The organism is Streptomyces sp. TRM68367 (genome assembly GCF_014495685.1).
In the GTDB taxonomy this organism is placed as follows: domain Bacteria; phylum Actinomycetota; class Actinomycetes; order Streptomycetales; family Streptomycetaceae; genus Streptomyces.
In genome coordinates this window covers 144,915-164,038 of sequence record NZ_JACTVI010000008.1, presented here as the reverse complement: position 1 = coordinate 164,038, position 19,124 = coordinate 144,915, and the positions used below count along the sequence as shown (strand labels likewise).

Here is a 19,124-nt window from a genome sequence, read left to right as displayed (position 1 = left end):
AGGGTGGGCGCCGTGAACGTGCTGGACATCTTGCTGCTGGTCGCCGCCGTGTGGTTCGCGATCGTGGGCTACCGCCAGGGGTTCGTCGTCGGCATCCTTTCGGTGATCGGGTTCCTGGGCGGCGGCCTCGTCGCCGTCTACGTGCTGCCCGTCATCTGGGACGCGCTGACCGACAACGCGGAGGTGAGCACGACCGCCGCCGTCGTCGCGGTCGTCGTCGTGATCGTCTGCGCCTCCATCGGCCAGGCCCTGACCACCCACCTCGGCAACAAGCTGCGCCGCTACATCACCTGGTCCCCGGCCCGCGCCCTGGACGCGACCGGCGGCGCGCTGGTGAACGTCGTGGCGATGCTCCTCGTCGCCTGGCTGATCGGCTCGGCCCTGGCCGGTACGACGCTGCCGACGCTGGGCAAGGAGGTCCGGGGCTCCAAGGTGCTCCAGGGCGTCTCCAGAGCGCTGCCCGACCAGGCGGACACCTGGTTCGCCGACTTCTCCTCCGTCCTCGCGCACAACGGCTTCCCGCAGGTCTTCAGCCCGTTCTCGAACGAGCCGATCACCGACGTCCAGCCGCCCGACCCGGCGCTCGCCAACAGCGCGGTCGCCACCCGCGCCCAGCGCTCCATCGTCAAGGTCATGGGCACCGCCCAGAGCTGCGGCAAGGTCCTGGAGGGCACCGGATTCGTCTTCGCCGACCGCCGCGTCATGACCAACGCGCACGTCGTGGGCGGCGTCGACGAGCCGACCGTGCAGATAGGCGGGGAGGGCCGCAAGTACGACGCGAAGGTAGTCCTCTACGACTGGCGGCGCGACATCGCCGTACTCGACGTACCGGACCTGCACGCGCCCGCGCTGCGGTTCACCACCGAGGACGCGGGCAGTGGGGACGGCGCGATCGTCGCGGGCTTCCCGGAGAACGGCGCGTACGACGTCCGTGCCGCGCGCGTACGCGGGCGTATCACGGCCAACGGCCCGGACATCTACCACCGCGGCACGGTCCGCCGAGACGTCTACTCGCTGTTCGCGACCGTCCGTCAGGGCAACTCCGGCGGCCCGCTGCTCACCCCCGAGGGCAGGGTCTACGGCGTGGTCTTCGCCAAGTCCCTCGACGACGCCGAGACCGGCTACGCGCTCACTGTGGACGAGATCCAGGCGGACATCACCCGGGGCCGCACCGCCAACCAGCAGGTGGGCAGCGACAGCTGCGCGCTGTGAACCGTACGGGTGTCGTACGACGGGGGAAGGCTCAGCTGCGCGGGTGACGCAGGCGTACCGAGACCCAGCGGGCCCGGCGGCGCAGAATGCGCGGGATGCCCACCCGGAGGTCGCTGCCCGGCAGTTGCGGGGCGCCGCTTCGTTGGTGGGATTTCACACCGCCCGCCGAGCGGCGAGTGCGGCTTGCGTCACTGTAGTCGTGCGTCCAGCCCATACCCCGACGTCTGCCCCTGGCCCAAGGTCGATAACCGCTTCCGGGACGCCCAATCGGCCTATGCGTCAGGCATGTGGCCGTTCGTAGGACAATCGTTCCCGTCCGGATGCCGGGCGCATTGGCGCGGTCACCGAACGGGTTCGCGCCCTTTCGGCCAGGTGAGACGACCAAGTCCCGGGCCGACCGGAATCACCGGTCGGGTTCCGGATCCTTGAGCCAGTTGATGAGCTCGGCGGAGAACGCCACCGGGTCCTCCTCGTGCGGACTGTGCTGTCCGGGGGTAGCCCCCGGGCCCCCGGTCCCGCGCAGCTCAGCCGCGTTTCATCGGTCGGGTTCCGGGTCCCTCAGCCAGTTGATGAGCTCCGCGGAGAACGCCACCGGATCCTCCTCGTGCGGGAAATGCCCGAGGCCGTCGAACAGGCGCCAGCGGTACGGGGCTTCGACGTACTCGCCGGAGCCGGCCGCGCTGCGGGTGCGCAGCACCGGGTCGAGCGAGCCGTGCAGATGCAGCGTCGGCACGCGCACGGGCCGCTTCATGCGGCGGTTGAACTGGATGCCGTCCGGGCGGGCCAGGGACCGCACCATCCAGCGGTACGGCTCGACCGCGCAGTGCGCCGTGGACGGGATGCACATGGCGCGGCGGTACGCCTGCAGCGTCTCGTCGTCCGGCAGGCGCGGGCCCGACCAGTCCTGGATCAGCTCGGCCACGAGCGCGCCGTCGTCCGCGGTGAGCTGCCGCTCCGGGATCCAGGGCCGCTGGAACCCCCAGATGTAGGAGCCCGCGCGGGTCTGTCTGACGTCCCTCAGCATCGCCGCGCGCCAGCGCCGCGGATGCGGCATGGACGCGACCGCGAGCCGCCGGACGAGCTTGGGGCGCATCGCGGCCGCCGTCCACGCCAGATAACCGCCCAGGTCGTGGCCGACCAGCGCGGCGTCCGGCTCGCCCAGGGAGCGGACCACGCCGGTGATGTCGAGCGCGAGGTTGGCGGGGTCGTAGCCGCGCGGGGTGCGGTCGCTGCCGCCGACGCCCCGCAGGTCCATGGCGACGGCCCGGAAACCGGCGTCGGCGAGCGCGACGAGCTGGTGCCGCCAGGTCCACCAGAACTGCGGGAAGCCGTGCAGCAGCAGCACCAGCGGCCCGTCGCCCCGCTCGGCGATGTGGAACCGGGCACCGTTGGCCGCGACGTCCCGGTGGATCACCTCGCCGCCGCCGGGGACGTCGAGCCGTACGACCGAAGCGGGTTGCGCCCAGGGGGTGGTGGCGGGGTCCGTCATGAGGACGAGCGTGCCACAGCCTCGATGGCTTCGGGGGCCCGGTCCTCCAGAGCGGGCGCCGGACGCGGGTGCGGCCGGGCCTTCTGCAGCACGCCCGCGCTCTCCTTCATGGACGCGGCCACCTTCTGCGGGCCCCGGCCCTTCTTGGCCTTCTTCGCGAACACCCGGCCGATCAGCGCCAGCACGCCGGCGACCAGCGCGTTCGCCAGGAAGGACAGCAGGAAGCAGAGCGCGAGGTTCCAGTCGCTCCAGGTGCGGATGCCGTACGCCAGCGCGAAGTTCAGCATCGGCAGCGAGAACACCAGCAGCACGAGGGCCACCGTGAGCACGCCGCCGCTCGTCGCGCCGCGTTTGACGTCCTGCTTGAGCTGCGCCTTCGCCAGCGCGATCTCGTCGTGCACCAGCGCGGACATCTCGGCCGTCGCCGAGGCGAACAGCTGTCCGATGCTGCGTTCGGCGCCGACCGGGCTGCCGTCGGGTGCGCTCATCGCGGTCTCCCTCTTCTGCCTGACTTCTGACTGACTGGGAACGGTCCTGCTTTTGTACCGTTCCGTCAGATCATGCCGGACCGGCGTTCTCATCGCCTGCCCCGCCCGCCACTTCGGCAAGCGCGCGTCGCTCGGCGGCCTTCTCCTCGGCGATCCGGCGGTGCTCGGCGGCCTTGTGCTCGTGGATGACGGCCATTCTCAGGTGGTACTCCGGCTCGTCCTCCTCGTAGATGTCCGGGATGCCGTCGAGGTCCTCGTCGCGCTCCTCGGCCTCGCACAGCTTGCGGTACTTGCCGTTGCGTATCTTCAGCAGCACCGTCGCCAGCAACGCCGCGATCAGCGAGCCCAGCAGCACGGCCGCCTTGACCTCGTCCGTGAGCACCGCGTCGCCCTCGAAGGCGAGTTCGCCGATGAGCAGCGAGACGGTGAAGCCGATGCCGGCGAGCGCCGCCACCGCGAACACGTCCGCCCAGGCGAGGTCGTCACTGAGCGCGGCCCTTGTGAACCGTGCCGTCAGCCACGTGCCGCCGAAGATGCCGAGCGACTTGCCGACGACCAGACCGAGGACGACGCCGAGGGTCTCCGGCTTGGTGAACACATCGCCCAGCGCGCCGCCCGAGATCGACACGCCCGCGCTGAACAGCGCGAACAGCGGCACTGCCAGGCCGGCCGACAGGGGCCGCACGAGGTGCTCGATGTGCTCGCCGGGGGAGTGCGCCTCGCCCTCGTGGCGGTGGCAGCGCAGCATCAGGCCCATGGCGACACCGGCGATGGTGGCGTGGATGCCGCTGTTGTACATCAGCCCCCAGATGACCAGGGCCAGCGGGACGTACACGTACCAGCCGCGCACGCCCTTGCGCAGGAGCAGCCAGAAGACGGCGAGGCCGGCCAGCGCGCCACCGAGCGCGGCGAAGTTCAGGCTGTCCGTGAAGAAGACCGCGATGATCAGGATCGCGAAGAGGTCGTCGACGACGGCGAGGGTGAGCAGGAAGGCGCGCAGCGCGCTCGGCAGGGACGTGCCGATGACGGCGAGTACGGCCAGTGCGAATGCGATGTCGGTGGCGGTGGGCACCGCCCAGCCGGCCAGTGAGCCGCCGCCGGTGGCGCTGGTGAGGGTGTAGACGAGCGCCGGTACGGCCATGCCGCACACGGCGGCGACCACGGGCAGCGCGGCGGCCCTGGGGTCCCGCAGATCGCCCGCGACCAGCTCGCGCTTGAGCTCGATGCCGGCGACGAAGAAGAAGATCGCCAGCAGTCCGTCGGCCGCCCAGTGGGCGAGCGAGAGGTCGAGGCCGAGGGCCGCGGGGCCTATGTGGAAGTGGCTGACGCTCTCGTAGCTGTCGTGCAGTGTGGGGGCGTTTGCCCAGATCAGTGCGGTGACCGCGGCGATGAGCAGCAGCACGCCGCCGACCGTCTCGGTGCGCAGCGCGTCCAAGACGAAGGTCCGCTCCGGCAGGGAGAGACGGCCGAGGAGCTTGCGGGGGGTGGGGCTGGGGGTGCCGGTCGCGGGCAAGGAGACCTCCGGGCTGGTTGAAGGCAGGGCTGAACGCGTGCCGACCAGACTTCCCGGCGCACCTTGCTCGAGGATGGATGCGATTGCGTTGTTTAGCTTAGCTAATGTACGCCGGGGTGCATTCCGGCGGGCTTGACCGAGACGCGCCCTTCACCGCAAACGCGGCCTTCACCGCCGGTCGGTCCTCGTGCGCCGACGCCGGTTTCACTGTGGACGCACGAAGGGCACCCGGCGCAGCGAGTGCCGGGTGCCCCTGTCGCTGCCGCTTCAGTCCTCGCTGGGCGCGGCCGGGAGCTTGGCCTGGATGAGGTCCATCACCGTGGAGTCGGTGAGGGTGGTCACGTCGCCGAGCTGGCGGTTCTCCGCGACGTCCCGCAGCAGGCGGCGCATGATCTTGCCGGAGCGGGTCTTCGGCAGCTCGGCCACCGGCAGGATCCGCTGGGGCTTGGCGATCGGGCCGAGGGTGGCGCCGACGTGGTTGCGCAGCTCGCCGACCAGGGTCTCGGTCTCGGCGGCCGTACCGCGCAGGATCACGAACGCGACGATCGCCTGCCCGGTCGTCTCGTCCGCCGCGCCGACCACGGCCGCCTCGGCGACGGAGGGGTGGGACACGAGCGCGGACTCGACCTCGGTGGTGGAGATGTTGTGCCCGGACACGAGCATCACGTCGTCCACCCGGCCCAGCAGCCAGATGTCGCCGTCGTCGTCCTTCTTGGCGCCGTCACCGGCGAAGTACTTGCCCTCGAAACGCGACCAGTACGTGTCGATGAACCGCTGGTCGTCGCCCCAGATGGTGCGCAGCATCGACGGCCACGGCTCGGTCAGGACCAGGTAGCCACCGCCGCCGTCGGGCACCTCGCCCGCCTCGTCGTCGACGACGGTCGCGGAGATGCCGGGCAGCGGCGTCTGCGCGGAGCCCGGCTTGGTCTCTGTCACGCCCGGCAGCGGGGAGATCATCATCGCGCCGGTCTCGGTCTGCCACCAGGTGTCCACGATCGGCGTCCTGTCGCCGCCGATGTTCTTGCGGTACCAGATCCACGCCTCGGGGTTGATCGGCTCACCCACCGAGCCCAGGACACGCAGGCTGGACAGGTCGAACTTCGCGGGGATGTCGTCGCCCCACTTCATGAACGTCCGGATCGCCGTGGGGGCCGCGTAGAGGATCGTGACGCCGTACTTCTGGATGACCTCCCAGAAGCGGCCCTGGTGCGGGGTGTCCGGCGTGCCCTCGTACATGACCTCCGTCGCGCCGTTGGCCAGCGGCCCGTAGACGAGGTAGGAGTGCCCGGTCACCCAGCCGACGTCGGCCGTGCACCAGAACACGTCGGTCTCCGGCTTGAGGTCGAAGACGGCGTGGTGGGTGTAGGCGACCTGGGTGAGGTAGCCGCCGGAGGTGTGCAGGATGCCCTTCGGCTTCCCTGTCGTCCCGGACGTGTACAGGATGAACAACGGGTGCTCGGCCTCGAACGCCTCCGGGGTGTGCTCGGCGGACTGCCGCTCGACGAGGTCGTGCCACCACACGTCCCGGCCCTCGCTCCAGGCGACCTCCTGGCCCGTACGGCGTACGACGAGCACGTGCTCGACGTTGTCGACGCGCTCGATCGCCTCGTCGACGGCCGGCTTGAGCGGCAGCGGCTTGCCGCGCCGGTAGCCGCCGTCGGCGGTGATGACGACCTTGGCGTCCGCGTCCTGGATGCGGGTGGCGAGCGCGTCGGCCGAGAAGCCGCCGAAGACCACGGAGTGCGGGGCGCCGATGCGGGCGCAGGCCAGCATCGCGACCGCCGCCTCCGGGATCATCGGCATGTAGATCGCGACCCGGTCGCCCTTCTGCACGCCCAGCTCCAGCAGGGCGTTGGCGGCCTTGGAGACCTCGTCCTTGAGCTGGGCGTAGGTAATGGTGCGGCCGTCGCCGGGTTCGCCCTCGAAGTGGATCGCCACCCGGTCGCCGTGCCCGGCCTCCACATGCCGGTCGACGCAGTTGTACGCCACATTGAGGGTGCCGTCCTTGAACCACTTGGCGAACGGCGGATTCGACCAGTCCAGGGTCTCGGCCGGCTCCTTGGCCCAGGTCAGCCGGCGGGCCTGCTCGGCCCAGAAGCCGAGCCTGTCAGCCTTGGCCTGTTCATACGCCTCCGCGGTGACGTTGGCGTTCGCGGCCAGGTCTGCGGGGGGTGCGAACCTGCGCTCTTCACGCAGCAGGTTGGCCAGGCTTTCGTTGCTCACGACATCTCCCTTTCCCAGGGTGTCCGTTGTGTCCCAGGCCACAGCTCATCAGACCCGAGGGCCCGATGACAAGGGCCGACGGCGTATTGGTTTAGACCTGTGTACGGTTTGTTCCCGAGCCGCTCCGGGCGGCCCGGGTCATCCGTACCCACGGACGCCGACCAGCTGTAGTTCAGCCCCTGTAATGCCTTTCACATCCGGGCCGACGCACGGCCGGGGGCTGTGCGCCGTTGGCGGCGGATGCGGTCTTGCATGCGGCGAGGGCGGCACGCGGCGAGGGCGGGCACGTGGCGAGGGCGCGCGTGCACGCGGCGACGACGGGCGCCGCCGGGCTCACGCCGTCAGGTCCGCCGCGTGCACCCGGTCGAACACCGGTCCGCTCCCGTCCGTCTCGGTGAGCAGGTACGCCTGGGCCTCGCCCACGTGGAAGTACATCCCGTGCAGCTCCAGGGCGCCGTCCTTCAAAGCCCGGGCCACCGACTCGTGGGCGCGCAGGTGCTCCAGCTGCTGGACCACGTTGGTCAGGCACAGCTGCTCGACCGCGTCGGCGGGTGACCGCCCGGCCAGTCGGGCCCCCGGGCGGCCGTCGCCCGTGATGCGCTCCAGGCTCGGCCGCCCGTGCCGCAGCCACCGCCTGAGCGGCGTCGGGGCGCCGCCGGGCTCGGAGTTGAGCAGTGCCTGCATGGCACCGCACCCGGAGTGCCCGCACACCGTGATGGACCGCACCGCGAGCACGTCCACCGCGTACTCGATGGCCGCCGCCACCGAGTCGTCGCCGCTCTCCTCGCCGGGCAGCGGCACGAGGTTGCCCATGTTGCGCACCACGAAGAGGTCGCCGGGACCACTGGAGGTGATCATCGACGTGACCAGCCGCGAGTCGGCGCAGGTCAGGAACAGCTGGACGGGCTGCTGTCCCTCCCGGGCGAGTCGGGCCAGCTCGCTGCGGACCAGGGGGGCGGTGTTGCGCTGGAACGCGCTGATGCCGCGGGTCAGTTCACCTCCGTCGGCGGGGGTGTCGGTGCCGGTGCGGGCGTCGGCGTCTGTGTCGGCGGACGTGCCGGACGGCTCGGTGCTGTCCGTCCCGGCCCCGTCGGTCCCGTGCGCGCGTTCGTCGTCGGTCGGTGCGGACAGCGGGCGTTCGCACTGGTGGTTGCGCCAGGCCGTCCAGGGGCTGCACCGGCACTCGGCCGGGTCGGCAGACCCGTCCGTGCCGTCTGCGCTGCGGCGGTGGGCGGGCCCGGTGGGCTCGGCGAGGCGTACGCCGGCGCGGCGGCCGGTGATCTCGACCGTTCCGCCCCGTGCGGTGTGCGTGTTCTGCCAGTCCTGCAGCGTCTCGTACGCCGCGTGGTCCATGAACGACCCGTCCAACTCGACGATGGCGTCGGACCCTTGGGGAACGAGATGCAGGGCCCGGCTGAGCCGCGGCACCGCGAGGAACGTCAACTGGCCTCGTGCATGGACATGATGGACTCCTTCCTTCTCGTCGTGCGTGATCCGGGTGCGGGCGAGGCGGTGCAGGGCGAGGGCGACCGCCGTGGCGATCCCCAGCGCCACGCCCTCCAGGACGCCGACGACCACGACGCCGAGGGTGGTGACGGCGTACACCAGCACCTCGCGGTGGCGGGTCACCGTGCGGATGTGGTGCAGGGACACCATCTGGATGCCGACGGCCATCACCAGGGCGGCGAGCGAGGCGAGCGGGATGAGCTCCAGGAGCGGGACCATCAGCAGCGCGGCGACTACTACCAGAACGCCGTGCAGCATCGTGGAGTTCCGGCTCACGGCACCCGCGCGCACATTCGCCGAACTCCGCACGGCCACGCCCGCAACCGGCAGCCCGCCGAGCGCTCCGGAGGCGATGTTGGCGGTGCCCTGCCCGAGCAGTTCGCGGTCCAGGTCGGAGCGGCCGACGCGGGCGGGCAGACCGGGCCGGGCGGCCACCAGCTTGTCCACGGCGACCGCGCCGAGCAGCGACTGCACGCTGCACACCAGCGTGGTGGTGAGCACGGCGGCGACGATGCCGGGCACCGGGCCCTCGGGCAGTCCGGCCAGGGCGTGGCTGCCCCACGACGGCAGGTCGACCTTGGGCAGCCGCAGACCGGCGAGGGCGGCCGCAGCGGTGGCCCCGGCGACGGCGATCAGCGCGGCCGGGACGCTGCGCAGGAGGCGCCCGACCCGGCCGGGGAGGCGGGGCCAGAGCAGCAGCAGCGCCAGGGTCAGCGCGCTCACCGACACGGAGACCGGGTGGAGATCGGCCAACTGGGCGGGCAGCGCACGGAGGTTGTCGAGGACGGCGCTCTGCGGGGTGCCGCCGAGGACGATGTGCAGCTGGGCGACGGCGATGGTGATGCCGATGCCGGCAAGCATGCCGTGCACGATGGCGGGGCTGACGGCGAGCGCGGAGCGGGCCACGCGCAGGCAGCCGAGGCCGAGTTGGGCGAGTCCGGCGAGGACGGTGATGGCGCAGGTCGTACGCCATCCGTAGCGCTGGATGAGGTCGGCGGTGACGACGGTCAGTCCGGCGGCGGGGCCGCTGACCTGGAGCGGGCTGCCGCCGAGCCGTCCGGCGACGATCCCGCCCACGGCGGCGGCGACCAGGCCGGCCTGGAGCGGGGCACCGGTGGCCAGGGCGATGCCGAGGGACAGGGGGAGGGCGATCAGGAAGACCGCGATCGAGGAGGACACGTCGGCGCCCGCGATGCGGAAGCGGCGGCCGGGTGGCGGGCTGTGGGGCGGATGGGTGCGCTCGGGCCGAATCGGGTCGGTGGCGCGGGCGGGGACGCAGGCTGACATGTTTCCCGTCTCCTCCCGGGCGGCGCGGTCGCGGGTCTTGGTCGCGGCCGTGGGTCACGGCGTACAGCGGCGGGATGCATCAACGCTCGGTAAACGGATCGTAATACAGAGTAAAGGGTGGGCATAGATTTTCCGAGCAAATGGACTAATAAGTCACTCTCCTGAATGAAATGAGGCATTTGATCGGCTGGTCATATTAATTCCTTCTTCTTTCCGTGCGAGCTTGGCGGCGCTGTCGGCCCCCGAGAGAAGGAAGAAGGTGGGCGGAACATGGCCGCCACCCACAGGATCGCCGCGGGCACCGTGATCGCCGCGCTCGGCGCCGCATCGCTCGCAGGCTGTGCGACCGGCACCGACGACTCCCGGAAAGGAGCCCCCGGCCCGCAGCAGGCGCAGCCGGCTCCGGCGCCGAAGAGGGTGGTGCGGCTGATCGGCGACGGCTCGACGGCATACACCGGAGCGCAGCCGCACCTGCCCAGACCCGAACGCCTCAAGCCCGGCCACAAGCCCCCGCAGTTCGTGGTGTTCTCCTGGGACGGCGCGGGCGAGGACGGCCAGAAGCTGTTCTCCCACTTCCGCAAGGTCGCCAAGGCCAACGACGCGACGATGACGTACTTCCTGAGCGGCGTGTACATGCTCCCGGAGGAGCGACGCGACCTGTACCGGCCGCCGCAGCACACACCGGGCCGCTCCGACATCGGCTTCAACGACGAGCAGGGCATCGCCGACACCGTGAAACAGCTGCGGCTGGCGTGGCTGGAGGGCAACGAGATCGGCACCCACTTCAACGGCCACTTCTGCGGCAAAGGCGGCGGGGTCGGCGAGTGGTCGGTCGAGGACTGGAAGGACGAGATCGCCCAGGCCAAGCACTTCGTGAAGACCTGGAAGACCAACACCGGCATGAGGAACTCGGCCCCGCTGCCCTTCGACTACGACAAGGAGCTGATCGGCGCCCGCACCCCCTGCCTGGAGGGCCAGAAGAACTTCATGAAGGCCGCCCGTGAACTGGGCTTCCGCTACGACACCAGCGGCGTCAACAACCAGGTCTGGCCGAGGAAGAAGTATGGCCTGTGGGACCTGTCGATGCAGCTCGTGCCGTTCTCCGGCCACTCCTACGAGCAGCTCACCATGGACTACAACTTCATGGTCAACCAGTCGGGCACAGCCACCCAGGGCGACCCCGCCAAGCACGGGTTCTGGGGCGACCAGATGCGCGACAGCCTGCTCAAGGGCTTCTACCGGGCCTACGACGGCAACCGCGCACCCCTGATCATCGGCAACCACTTCGAGTCCTGGAACGGTGGCACGTACATGCGGGCCGTCGAGGAGGTCATCGAGCACGTGTGCACCAAGGACGAGGTGCGCTGCGTCTCCTTCCGGCAGCTCGCGGACTGGCTGGACGCCCAGGACCCGAAGACCCTTCGCAAGCTGCGCACCCTGAAGGTGGGCGAGGCCCCCGAGAAGGGCTGGGCGTCCTTCCTGGCCGCAAGCCCCGCCCCGGCCCCGAAGGGAGTGCCCGGGGCGCCGGCGGCCCGCCGGTAGCCGACGAGGCGCCGCCGCCGGGCAGGTGTCCGACAGCGGCAATACGACAACGCCGCCGTCGTAGCCGTCAGGCCGGCGCGACGACGCCTTCGCCGAGCACGAAGCCGGGGTCGACCTGCGCCGCCAGGTCGGCCCCGGTGCGCTCGTTGCCCCACGACCGGGCGTTCTTCAGGTGGAAGTGCACCATCTGGCGCGTGTAGCGCTCCCAGTCGCGGTGCTCGTACGCCGCGTCGGCGGTCGTCCGCAGCACGCGCAGCGCGCGGAGGTTCGGCTTCTCCAGGAAGCCGAACCGGGGCGGCCGGCCCTTCTCCATGGCGCGCACCCAGTCCGAGTGCCCGACCGTCACGAGCAGGTCGTCCCCGACCTCGGCGCGGAGGAAGTCGAGATCGTCCTGACCGTGCACCTTGTTGCCGATGACCTTCAGGGCGACACCGTAGCCGGCGGCGTACTCCTTGTACTGGCGATAGACGGAGACCCCCCTCCGGGTCGGCTCGGCCACGAGAAACGTGATGTCGAATCGGGTGAACATGCCGGAGGCGAAGGAGTCCGAGCCCGCGGTCATGTCGACCACGACGTACTCGTCACGGCCGTCGACCAGGTGGTTCAGGCACAGCTCAACCGCTCCCGTCTTGGAGTGGTAGCAGGCGACCCCCAGGTCGGCGTCCGTGAAGGGGCCGGTGACCATCAAACGGACGGCACTGCCGTCGAGTTCCACCGGCCGGGCGCACGCGTCGTAGACCGGGTTGTCCTCGCGCACCCGCAGCAGCCGCGAACCCTCGCCGGGCGGTGTCGTCTTGATCATCGTCTCGGCCGAGGAGATGCGCGGGTTGGAGCCGCGCAGATAGTTCTTGATCAGCGGCAGGTGCTCGCCCATCGCGGGCAGCGCTGACGCCTCCGCCTCGTCGAGGCCCAGCGCAGCCCCCAGATGCTGGTTGATGTCGGCGTCGACCGCGACGACGGGCGCGCCGGCGGCCGCGAGATGGCGGATGAACAGGGAGGACAGGGTGGTCTTGCCGCTGCCGCCCTTCCCCACGAAAGCAATTTTCATGTTCACGAAGAGTAGTGAACTTATAGCTGTATGTGGCGAAGGGGTATGAGGAAGACCACTCCTTCGAGGGGCGTCGGCCGCGGGTGCGTAGGGTCGTCCTCATGAGTACGACAGGCGCGACAGCCGATCCGTTTGCGGCCCTGGGCGCACTGCCCGGCGTGGCCGAGTCCGTGGAGTCCGTGCGCAAGGCCGTGGACCGGGTCTACGGACACCGGGTCATGCGGCGCCGCAGCAACGAGATCACGTCCGAGGCGGCGCTGCGCGGCGCCCGCGGCTCGGCGGCGCTCTCGGGTGCCGACTGGGCCCTGGAAGAGGTGCGCCGGCGCTCCGACTTCCGGGTCGACGACGAGGCGCGGGTCATGGGCGGGGCCCTGCGGCTGACCGCCGAGGCGGGCCAACTGCTGTCCATCTGGCGGCAGTCACCCCTCAGAGTGCTGGCCCGGCTGCACCTGGTGGCGGCGGCGGACCAGGCCGACCAGGTCGGGCGGCCCCGGCAGGAGGGCGAGCCGGTCGACGAGCCGCTGATCGGGCTGCCGCTGCCGAGCGCGGCCGAAGTGTCCGGGCGCCTGGAGGGGCTGTCCGAACTGATCATCGCGGGCAGTTCGGCCCCGGCGCCGGTGATGGCCGCCGTGGTGCACGGCGAACTCCTGGCCCTGCGCCCGTTCGCCTCCCACAACGGCCTCGTCGCACGCGCGGCCGAGCGGATCGTGCTGGTCGGCAGCGGCCTGGATCCGAAGTCCGTCTGTCCGGCCGAGGTGGGCCACGCCGAGCTGGGCCGCGAGGCCTATCTGGCGGCGCTGGACGGCTATGTCTCGGGCACCGCGGAGGGCGTGGCCGCGTGGATCGCCCACTGCGGCCGGGCAGTCGAGCTGGGCGCCCGCGAGTCGACGGCGGTATGCGAGGCGCTCCAGCGCGGGGCGGCGTAATACGGCGTCACGGCGTAACAGGGGCCACGGCGCAACGCGGCCTCACAAAAATGCGGCGGTACGAGAACTCGTACCGCCGCTGGCATGTTCACCGCGTTACCAAGCGTCCTCAGTATGTGCCCATCAGGTCGGGAAACTTTGCCCGTCACCTGGTGTGGCTGGCCCGTATTCGACGGGTCGACGTCGCGTGGGTGCCCGGTGTCCATGCGCGGTCCGTGGGGCCAACTTGCGGTTTATAGGTGATCCTCTCGGATGTCCTTGGTCTCGCGGGCCGTTGAGTCCTTTGTACTCCGGCGCCGGAGTAACCGGAAGGGTCGGCTGCACTTCTTTACTTTTAGGTGCAAAGTGGAATTAGACGGGCGCCCAGGTCAGACGGCCGTCGCCCGGCGCCGGTTCGCGTACCAGACGAGGCCCGCGGTGGCTGCCGCGGCGCCTATCGCGGCGGCCGCGACGAGTGCCGGACGGGGCGGTACGGAGAACGCGGGGATCCGCTGCTTGAGCCGGACCGGACGGTGGAAATCCAGAATCGGCCACCCGCGCGCGAGTGCCTCGCGGCGCAGCGCCCGGTCCGGGTTCACGGCGTGCGGAAACCCGACTGACTCCAGCATCGGCAGGTCGGTCGCCGAGTCGCTGTAGGCGTAGCAACGGGAGAGGTCGTACCCCTCGGACTCGGCCAGCTCCCTGATCGCCTCGGCCTTCGTCGGGCCGTAGGCGTAGTACTCCACCTCCCCGGTGAAGCAGCCGTCGTCGCCCACGACCATCCGGGTCGCGACCACCCGGTCCGCGCCGAGCAGCTCGCCGATCGGCTCGACCACCTCGACACCCGACGTGGACACGATCACCACGTCGCGGCCGGCGGTGTGGTGCTCCTCGATGAGGGAGGCGGCCTCGTCGTAGATGATCGGGTCGATCAGGTCGTGCAGCGTCTCGGCGACGATCTCCTTGACCTGCCGCACGTTCCAGCCGCGGCACAGCGCGGACAGGTACTCGCGCATGCGCTCCATCTGGTCGTGGTCGGCGCCGCCCGTGAGGAAGACGAACTGGGCATATGCGGTACGCAAGACGGCCCTGCGGTTGATCAGACCGCCTTGGTAGAAGGACTTGCTGAAGGTGAGCGTGCTCGACTTCGCAATGACCGTCTTGTCCAGATCAAAGAAGGCCGCTGTGCGGGGCAACGAGTGGTTTTCCACGCCCTTGAGCATAGGGGCAGCCCATTCGGCGTAAGGTGGGCGCGTGGGTTTGCCTGAGAGGGCTCTCGGGTACACCATGGAAGTCACGGATCGTTCGCGACCGTGCTAACCCGGTCCGACTCCTCCCCCCCCGAGTCGGCCGTGGAGACGACCCCCGCTCTCCCCCCCGGCGGGGGTCGTCGCATGTCCAGATGGGTTTTCCCCTTCAGTGCGCGACCGAGGTGCCCTGCCGGTCCCTCTCTCGGCAGTTGGCTTGACATGTGCATGATCCATCACGGCCCGTAGTCGTCGGACTGCTCTGCGGAAGTCGCACAGGGGGCTGCGGCGGTCGCCGGTATGGGTGACGGCGATATTCACAACCACCGAGTTGTCCACAGTTATCGACCAAGATCCACACGATTTCCGGGATCGCTGCACCGTGATTCCAACGCGCTCCGCTCGTGGCGAGTTCCTCGCCGGTTCCGTTTGTCGGGCGCGCATGGCCGGTTTCTGTCGGCCGCTCATATGAAGGCCGGTTGCCGGTTCTTCACACGTTTGGGAATCGCGGGGCCCCACAGGGCCCGAGCGAGAGATGCAGCGAAGGGGGATGGAGACCGTGACCGGAGCACTCACACACGATCCGCCGCCCGCCGCCGGAGGGCGGCAGGGTGGACCACTGATCGTCACCGAGGACGCCGAGCTCCTCGACGACCTGCTGCGCCTGTGCGCGGCGGCCGGCGCCACACCCGAGGTCCACCACGGGGTGCCGGAGCACAGGGACAGCTGGGAGGCCGCACCGCTCGTCCTGGTCGGCGAAGACGCCGCGCGGCGCGTGCGCGGGGCCGCGCGCAGAAGGGGAGTGGTGCTGGTCGGCCGCGACCAGGACGACTCCGGGGTGTGGCGGCGGGCCGTCGAGATCGGCGCCGATCACGTGCTGATGCTGCCCGACGGCGAGCAGTGGCTCGTCGACCGCATCGCCGACGTCGCCGAGGGCGTCGGCCGGCCCGCCCTCACCGTGGGCGTGGTCGGCGGGCGCGGCGGGGCCGGGGCGTCCACGCTCGCCTGCGCGCTCGCCGTCACCTCCGCGCACGAGGGGCTGCGTACGCTCCTCGTGGACGCCGATCCGCTCGGCGGCGGACTCGATGTCCTCCTCGGCGGCGAGACCGCCGAGGGGCTGCGCTGGCCGGCGTTCGCCGCCTCGCGTGGGCGGGTCGGCGGCGGCGCCCTGGAGGAGTCGCTGCCCGAGCTGCACTCGCTACGGGTGCTCAGCTGGGACCGCGGCGACTGCGTCGCCGTACCGTCGCAGGCCGTGCGGGCGGTGCTCGCCGCGGCCCGGCGCCGGGGCGGCACGGTCGTCGTCGACCTGCCGCGCCGGATCGACGACGGAGTCGCCGAGATCCTCGCCCAACTGGACCTGGGGGTGCTGGTGGTGCCCGCCGAACTGCGCGCCGTCGCGGCGGCCGGGCGGGTGGCGTCCGCCGTCGGCATGGTCCTGCGCGACCTCCGGGTGGCGGTCCGCGGGCCCTACGCCCCTGGCCTCGACGACCGCGAAGTGGCCCGGCTGCTCAAGCTGCCGCTGGCGGGCGAGGTGCCGGTGGAGACGGGACTGCTGCGCCCGCAGGAGGGCAAGGCTCCGCCGGGCGCGACCGCGCGCGGGCCGCTCGCCCGGTTCTGCAAGGAGTTCTGGGAGCGGGCTCTGGTGGAGGCGGGTGCCGCGTGAGCACGTTCGCGGGACTTCAGGGCGCACGTGGTGCGCCGGACGCGGCGCCCGCGCCGACGCGGTCCGACGGGAGGGCGCACGCCCGCGTCGGCGGGCCGGAGGAGCGGGCGCACATGCCGGACGGGCTGCTGGACGGCGTACGGCGGTGGCTCGCCGAGAGCGGGGCGGAACCGACACCCGCGCGCGTGGCGCAGGCCCTGCGGGAACAGGGGCGAGTGCTCGGCGATGCCGAAGTGCTGGGTGCCGCCGAGCAGTTGCGGTCGGAACTGGTCGGCAGCGGACCGCTGGAACCGCTGCTCGCCGATCCGTCGGTGACGGACGTGCTGGTGTCGGCCCCGGACCGGGTCTGGGTGGACCGGGGCGGCGGACTGGAACTGACGTCTGTGTGCTTTGCGGACGCGGCAGCCGTACGACGCCTCGCGCAGCGCCTGGCCGCCGTGGCCGGACGCCGCCTCGACGACGCCCGGCCCTGGGCCGACGCCCGGCTGCCCGACGGCACTCGGCTCCACGCGGTGCTGCCGCCGGTCGCCGTCGGCTGCACCTGCCTGTCGCTGCGCGTCGTACGGCCGCGCGCGTTCACGCTCGGCGAACTCGTCGCGGCGGGCACGGTGCCGCCCGGCGGGGACCGGGTGCTGCGGGCACTGCTCGACGCACGGCTGTCCTTCCTGGTCAGCGGCGGCACCGGCAGCGGCAAGACGACGCTGCTGAGCGCGCTGCTCGGGCTGGTCGGGCCGGACGAACGGATCGTGCTCGCGGAGGACTCGGCGGAACTGCGGCCGGACCATCCGCACGTCGTGCGCCTGGAGACCAGACCCGCCAACCAGGAGGGCGCGGGCCTGGTCACCCTCGAGGACCTCGTACGGCAGGCGCTGCGGATGCGCCCGGACCGGCTCGTCGTCGGCGAGGTGCGCGGACCCGAAGTGGTCCATCTGCTGGCCGCCCTGAACACGGGTCACGAGGGCGGCTGCGGCACGGTCCACGCCAACGCCGCCGCCGACGTACCGGCCCGGCTGGAGGCGCTCGGGACGGCCGCCGGGCTCGACCGGGCCGCACTGCACAGCCAGTTGGCGGCTGCGCTGTCGGTCGTCCTGCACCTCGTGCGCGACCGGACCGGGCGGCGGCGGATCGCCGAGGTGCACGTGCTGGAGCGGGACCCGTCCGGGCTGGTGCGGACGGTGCCGGCGCTGCGGTGGGGCACGCAGGCGTTCGCGTACGAGCGCGGGTGGCCGCGGCTGCGGACCCTCTTGAGGGACGAGGCGCGGGAAGCGGGGGAGCGAGTGATGCGTGAACAGGGGACCGAGTCATGAGCGGGACGGCCGGGATGACGTTCGGGGCGGCGGCGGCCTGCCTGGGGGCCGCGGTGTGGCTGCTGGGCGGGGGCAACTCCGGGGCACGGCGGGCGCGGTTGCTGCTCGCGGGCGGCGGAGTGGTCGGAAACGGGCCACCTGCGTGGGAGCGTGCCGCCGACGGGTGGCGGCGGATCCGCGGGCGGCTGCGGGCCGAGTGGTGGTCGCTGGCGGCCGGACTGGTGCTGTCGGTGCTCGGTGCCTCGGTGCTGCCGGTCGTCGCGGGGGCGGCGGGCGTGCCGGCGCTGCGGCGGGTGCGGCTGGGCAGGGCTGCGCGGCGCGCGCGGGAACACCGGGGCGAGGCGGTGATCGCGCTGTGCGGGGCGCTCGCCGGGGAGGTGCGCGCCGGGCGGCAGCCGGGCGAGGCACTGCTGCGGGCCGCACGCGACTCCAGCGGGCTCGGTGACGCGCAGTCGGCGGTGCTGGCGGCGGCGCGGTTCGGCGGGGACGTACCGGGGGCGCTCACGGGCGCTGCACGGCAGCCTGGCGCCGAGGGGCTGCGCGGTCTCGCGGCCTGCTGGCGGGTGGCCGTGGACCAGGGCGCCGGACTCGCCGCGGGCCTGGACCGGCTGGACGCGGCACTGCGCGCGGAACGGGACCAACGCGCCGACCTGCGCGCCCAGTTGGCCGGCGCCCGCTCCACGGCCGTGCTGCTCGCCGCGTTGCCGGCCCTCGGCTTGCTGCTCGGCACCGCCCTCGGCGCCGACCCGCTGCGCGTGCTGCTGCACACCTGGGCGGGACTGGGCTGCCTGCTGGCCGGCGGCGTGCTGGAGGGCCTGGGGTTGTGGTGGGCGCTGCGGATCGTGCGGGAAGCGGAGGCGGCGGCATGAGTGGGGAGGTTGTCCACAGGCTGGGGGTGACCCTGGGGCTTGCGCTGGCGGTCGGCTGGTTGGCCCGGTCGGTGGCGGAGGCCCGGAGCGAGCGCCGGACACGGCGGCGGCTGGCCGAGGTGCTGGCCCTGGGAGCGACGGCCACCGGGCCGCGCCGTGCGGTGCGGATCGCCGTGCGGCGATGGCTCCCCCTGGTGGGCGTGGCGTGCGCCGGGTGGGTCCTGGTCGGCGGTCTCGCCGGTGCCGTGGTCGGTGCGGTCGCGGCGGCCGGGCTGTGGCGGTGGCGAGCGCGGCAGGCAGCCGCCGGCACGGGCGCGGAGACCGGTGCCACCGGCGAGGCTGCCCGGCAACTCCCGCTTGCCTCCGACCTGTTGGCTGCCTGTATCGCGGCGGGTGCCGGGCCGGTGATCGCGGCCCAGGCAGTGGGTGAGGCCCTGGGCGGCCCCGTCGGGGACGCGCTGGCGCGCGGCGCGGCGGAGGTACGGCTCGGCGGTGAACCGGGGGACGCCTGGCGGCGGTTGGCCGCGACGCCGGGCGCCCGGCCGTTGGCCCGGCTCCTGGAACGGGCCGATGTGTCCGGCCTGCCCGCGGCCGCGCCGGTCGCCCGGCTCGCCGCCGATGCCCGCGCCGACTGGGGGCGCGCCGCGACGGCCCGTGCGCGGCGGGCGGCCGTCCTGGTCACCGCGCCGGTGGGGTTGTGCTTCCTGCCCGCGTTCATCGCGGTCGGCGTGCTGCCGGTGGTGATCGGGCTGGCGGACGGCGTGCTGGGAGGGGGTGGTGGATGAGGCGGGGTGCGGGAGAGGCCGCGACGGGTGGATGACGCGG

15 protein-coding genes are annotated in these 19,124 nt (G+C 72.0%); 7 read left to right on the top strand and 8 right to left on the bottom strand.

The annotated features are described in order from the left end of the window. The first annotated feature begins 12 nt into the window (after positions 1–12). Positions 13–1,212 (top strand): MarP family serine protease, encoded by a 1,200-nt coding sequence (locus H8R17_RS08950; protein WP_187822603.1) that lies wholly within the window; start codon positions 13–15, stop codon positions 1,210–1,212. Between the two features lie 31 nt (positions 1,213–1,243). Here H8R17_RS08950 and H8R17_RS46530 read toward each other — a convergent pair whose 3' ends face one another. The 6 genes from H8R17_RS46530 to H8R17_RS08925 form a co-directional block, all read right to left on the bottom strand. Continuing rightward, the gene (locus H8R17_RS46530; RefSeq protein ID WP_262505120.1) at positions 1,244–1,426 is read right to left on the bottom strand and encodes a hypothetical protein; all 183 of its coding nucleotides are present in this window, start codon (positions 1,424–1,426) and stop codon (positions 1,244–1,246) included. A 321-nt stretch (positions 1,427–1,747) separates the two neighbouring features. Continuing rightward, the gene (locus H8R17_RS08945; RefSeq protein ID WP_187822602.1) at positions 1,748–2,701 is read right to left on the bottom strand and encodes an alpha/beta fold hydrolase; all 954 of its coding nucleotides are present in this window, start codon (positions 2,699–2,701) and stop codon (positions 1,748–1,750) included. Beyond that, positions 2,698–3,189 carry a phage holin family protein gene (locus H8R17_RS08940; RefSeq protein ID WP_187822601.1) on the bottom strand — a complete coding sequence of 164 codons (492 nt, stop codon included), beginning with the start codon at positions 3,187–3,189 and terminating at the stop codon, positions 2,698–2,700. Before H8R17_RS08940 ends, H8R17_RS08945 begins: the two co-directional genes overlap by 4 nt. A gap of 70 nt (positions 3,190–3,259) precedes the next feature. Beyond that, positions 3,260–4,702, bottom strand: a complete 1,443-nt coding sequence (nhaA, locus tag H8R17_RS08935; protein ID WP_187822600.1) for a Na+/H+ antiporter NhaA — start codon at positions 4,700–4,702, stop codon at positions 3,260–3,262. A 267-nt stretch (positions 4,703–4,969) separates the two neighbouring features. Next, positions 4,970–6,925 carry an acetate--CoA ligase gene (gene acs, locus H8R17_RS08930; RefSeq protein ID WP_187822599.1) on the bottom strand — a complete coding sequence of 652 codons (1,956 nt, stop codon included), beginning with the start codon at positions 6,923–6,925 and terminating at the stop codon, positions 4,970–4,972. A 333-nt stretch (positions 6,926–7,258) separates the two neighbouring features. Continuing rightward, on the bottom strand, positions 7,259–9,718 hold the full coding sequence (locus H8R17_RS08925) for a SulP family inorganic anion transporter (protein ID WP_187822598.1): 2,460 nt from the start codon (positions 9,716–9,718) through the stop codon (positions 7,259–7,261). Between the two features lie 270 nt (positions 9,719–9,988). Here H8R17_RS08925 and H8R17_RS08920 point away from each other — a divergent pair, with 270 nt between their 5' ends. Beyond that, positions 9,989–11,260: a hypothetical protein gene (locus tag H8R17_RS08920; RefSeq protein ID WP_187822597.1), complete on the top strand. Its 1,272-nt coding sequence runs from the start codon at positions 9,989–9,991 to the stop codon at positions 11,258–11,260. 67 nt (positions 11,261–11,327) lie between these two features. Here the strand turns inward: H8R17_RS08920 and H8R17_RS08915 are convergent, their stop codons facing one another. After that, entirely contained in the window at positions 11,328–12,308 is a 981-nt protein-coding gene (locus tag H8R17_RS08915; protein ID WP_187822596.1) for an ATP-binding protein, read from the bottom strand. A 101-nt stretch (positions 12,309–12,409) separates the two neighbouring features. Between H8R17_RS08915 and H8R17_RS08910 the strand changes: the two genes are divergently transcribed. After that, complete coding sequence (locus H8R17_RS08910) at positions 12,410–13,234, top strand: Fic family protein (protein WP_187822595.1); 825 nt, start codon at positions 12,410–12,412, stop codon at positions 13,232–13,234. 368 nt (positions 13,235–13,602) lie between these two features. Here H8R17_RS08910 and H8R17_RS08905 read toward each other — a convergent pair whose 3' ends face one another. Next, positions 13,603–14,436: an HAD family phosphatase gene (locus H8R17_RS08905; RefSeq protein ID WP_187822594.1), complete on the bottom strand. Its 834-nt coding sequence runs from the start codon at positions 14,434–14,436 to the stop codon at positions 13,603–13,605. A gap of 574 nt (positions 14,437–15,010) precedes the next feature. Between H8R17_RS08905 and ssd the strand changes: the two genes are divergently transcribed. The 4 genes from ssd (at position 15,011) to H8R17_RS08885 (ending at position 19,084) form a co-directional block, all read left to right on the top strand. After that, positions 15,011–16,123 carry a septum site-determining protein Ssd gene (gene ssd / locus H8R17_RS08900; protein ID WP_187822593.1) on the top strand — a complete coding sequence of 371 codons (1,113 nt, stop codon included), beginning with the start codon at positions 15,011–15,013 and terminating at the stop codon, positions 16,121–16,123. Positions 16,124–16,236: 113 nt separating this feature from the next. Next, complete coding sequence (locus tag H8R17_RS08895; RefSeq protein ID WP_187822637.1) at positions 16,237–17,430, top strand: TadA family conjugal transfer-associated ATPase; 1,194 nt, start codon at positions 16,237–16,239, stop codon at positions 17,428–17,430. Then, entirely contained in the window at positions 17,427–18,299 is an 873-nt protein-coding gene (locus H8R17_RS08890) for a type II secretion system F family protein (RefSeq protein WP_187822592.1), read from the top strand. The genes H8R17_RS08895 and H8R17_RS08890 overlap by 4 nt, the downstream gene beginning before the upstream one ends. Next, positions 18,296–19,084, top strand: a complete 789-nt coding sequence (locus tag H8R17_RS08885) for a type II secretion system F family protein (protein ID WP_187822591.1) — start codon at positions 18,296–18,298, stop codon at positions 19,082–19,084. Before H8R17_RS08890 ends, H8R17_RS08885 begins: the two co-directional genes overlap by 4 nt. The last annotated feature ends 40 nt before the right edge of the window (positions 19,085–19,124 follow it).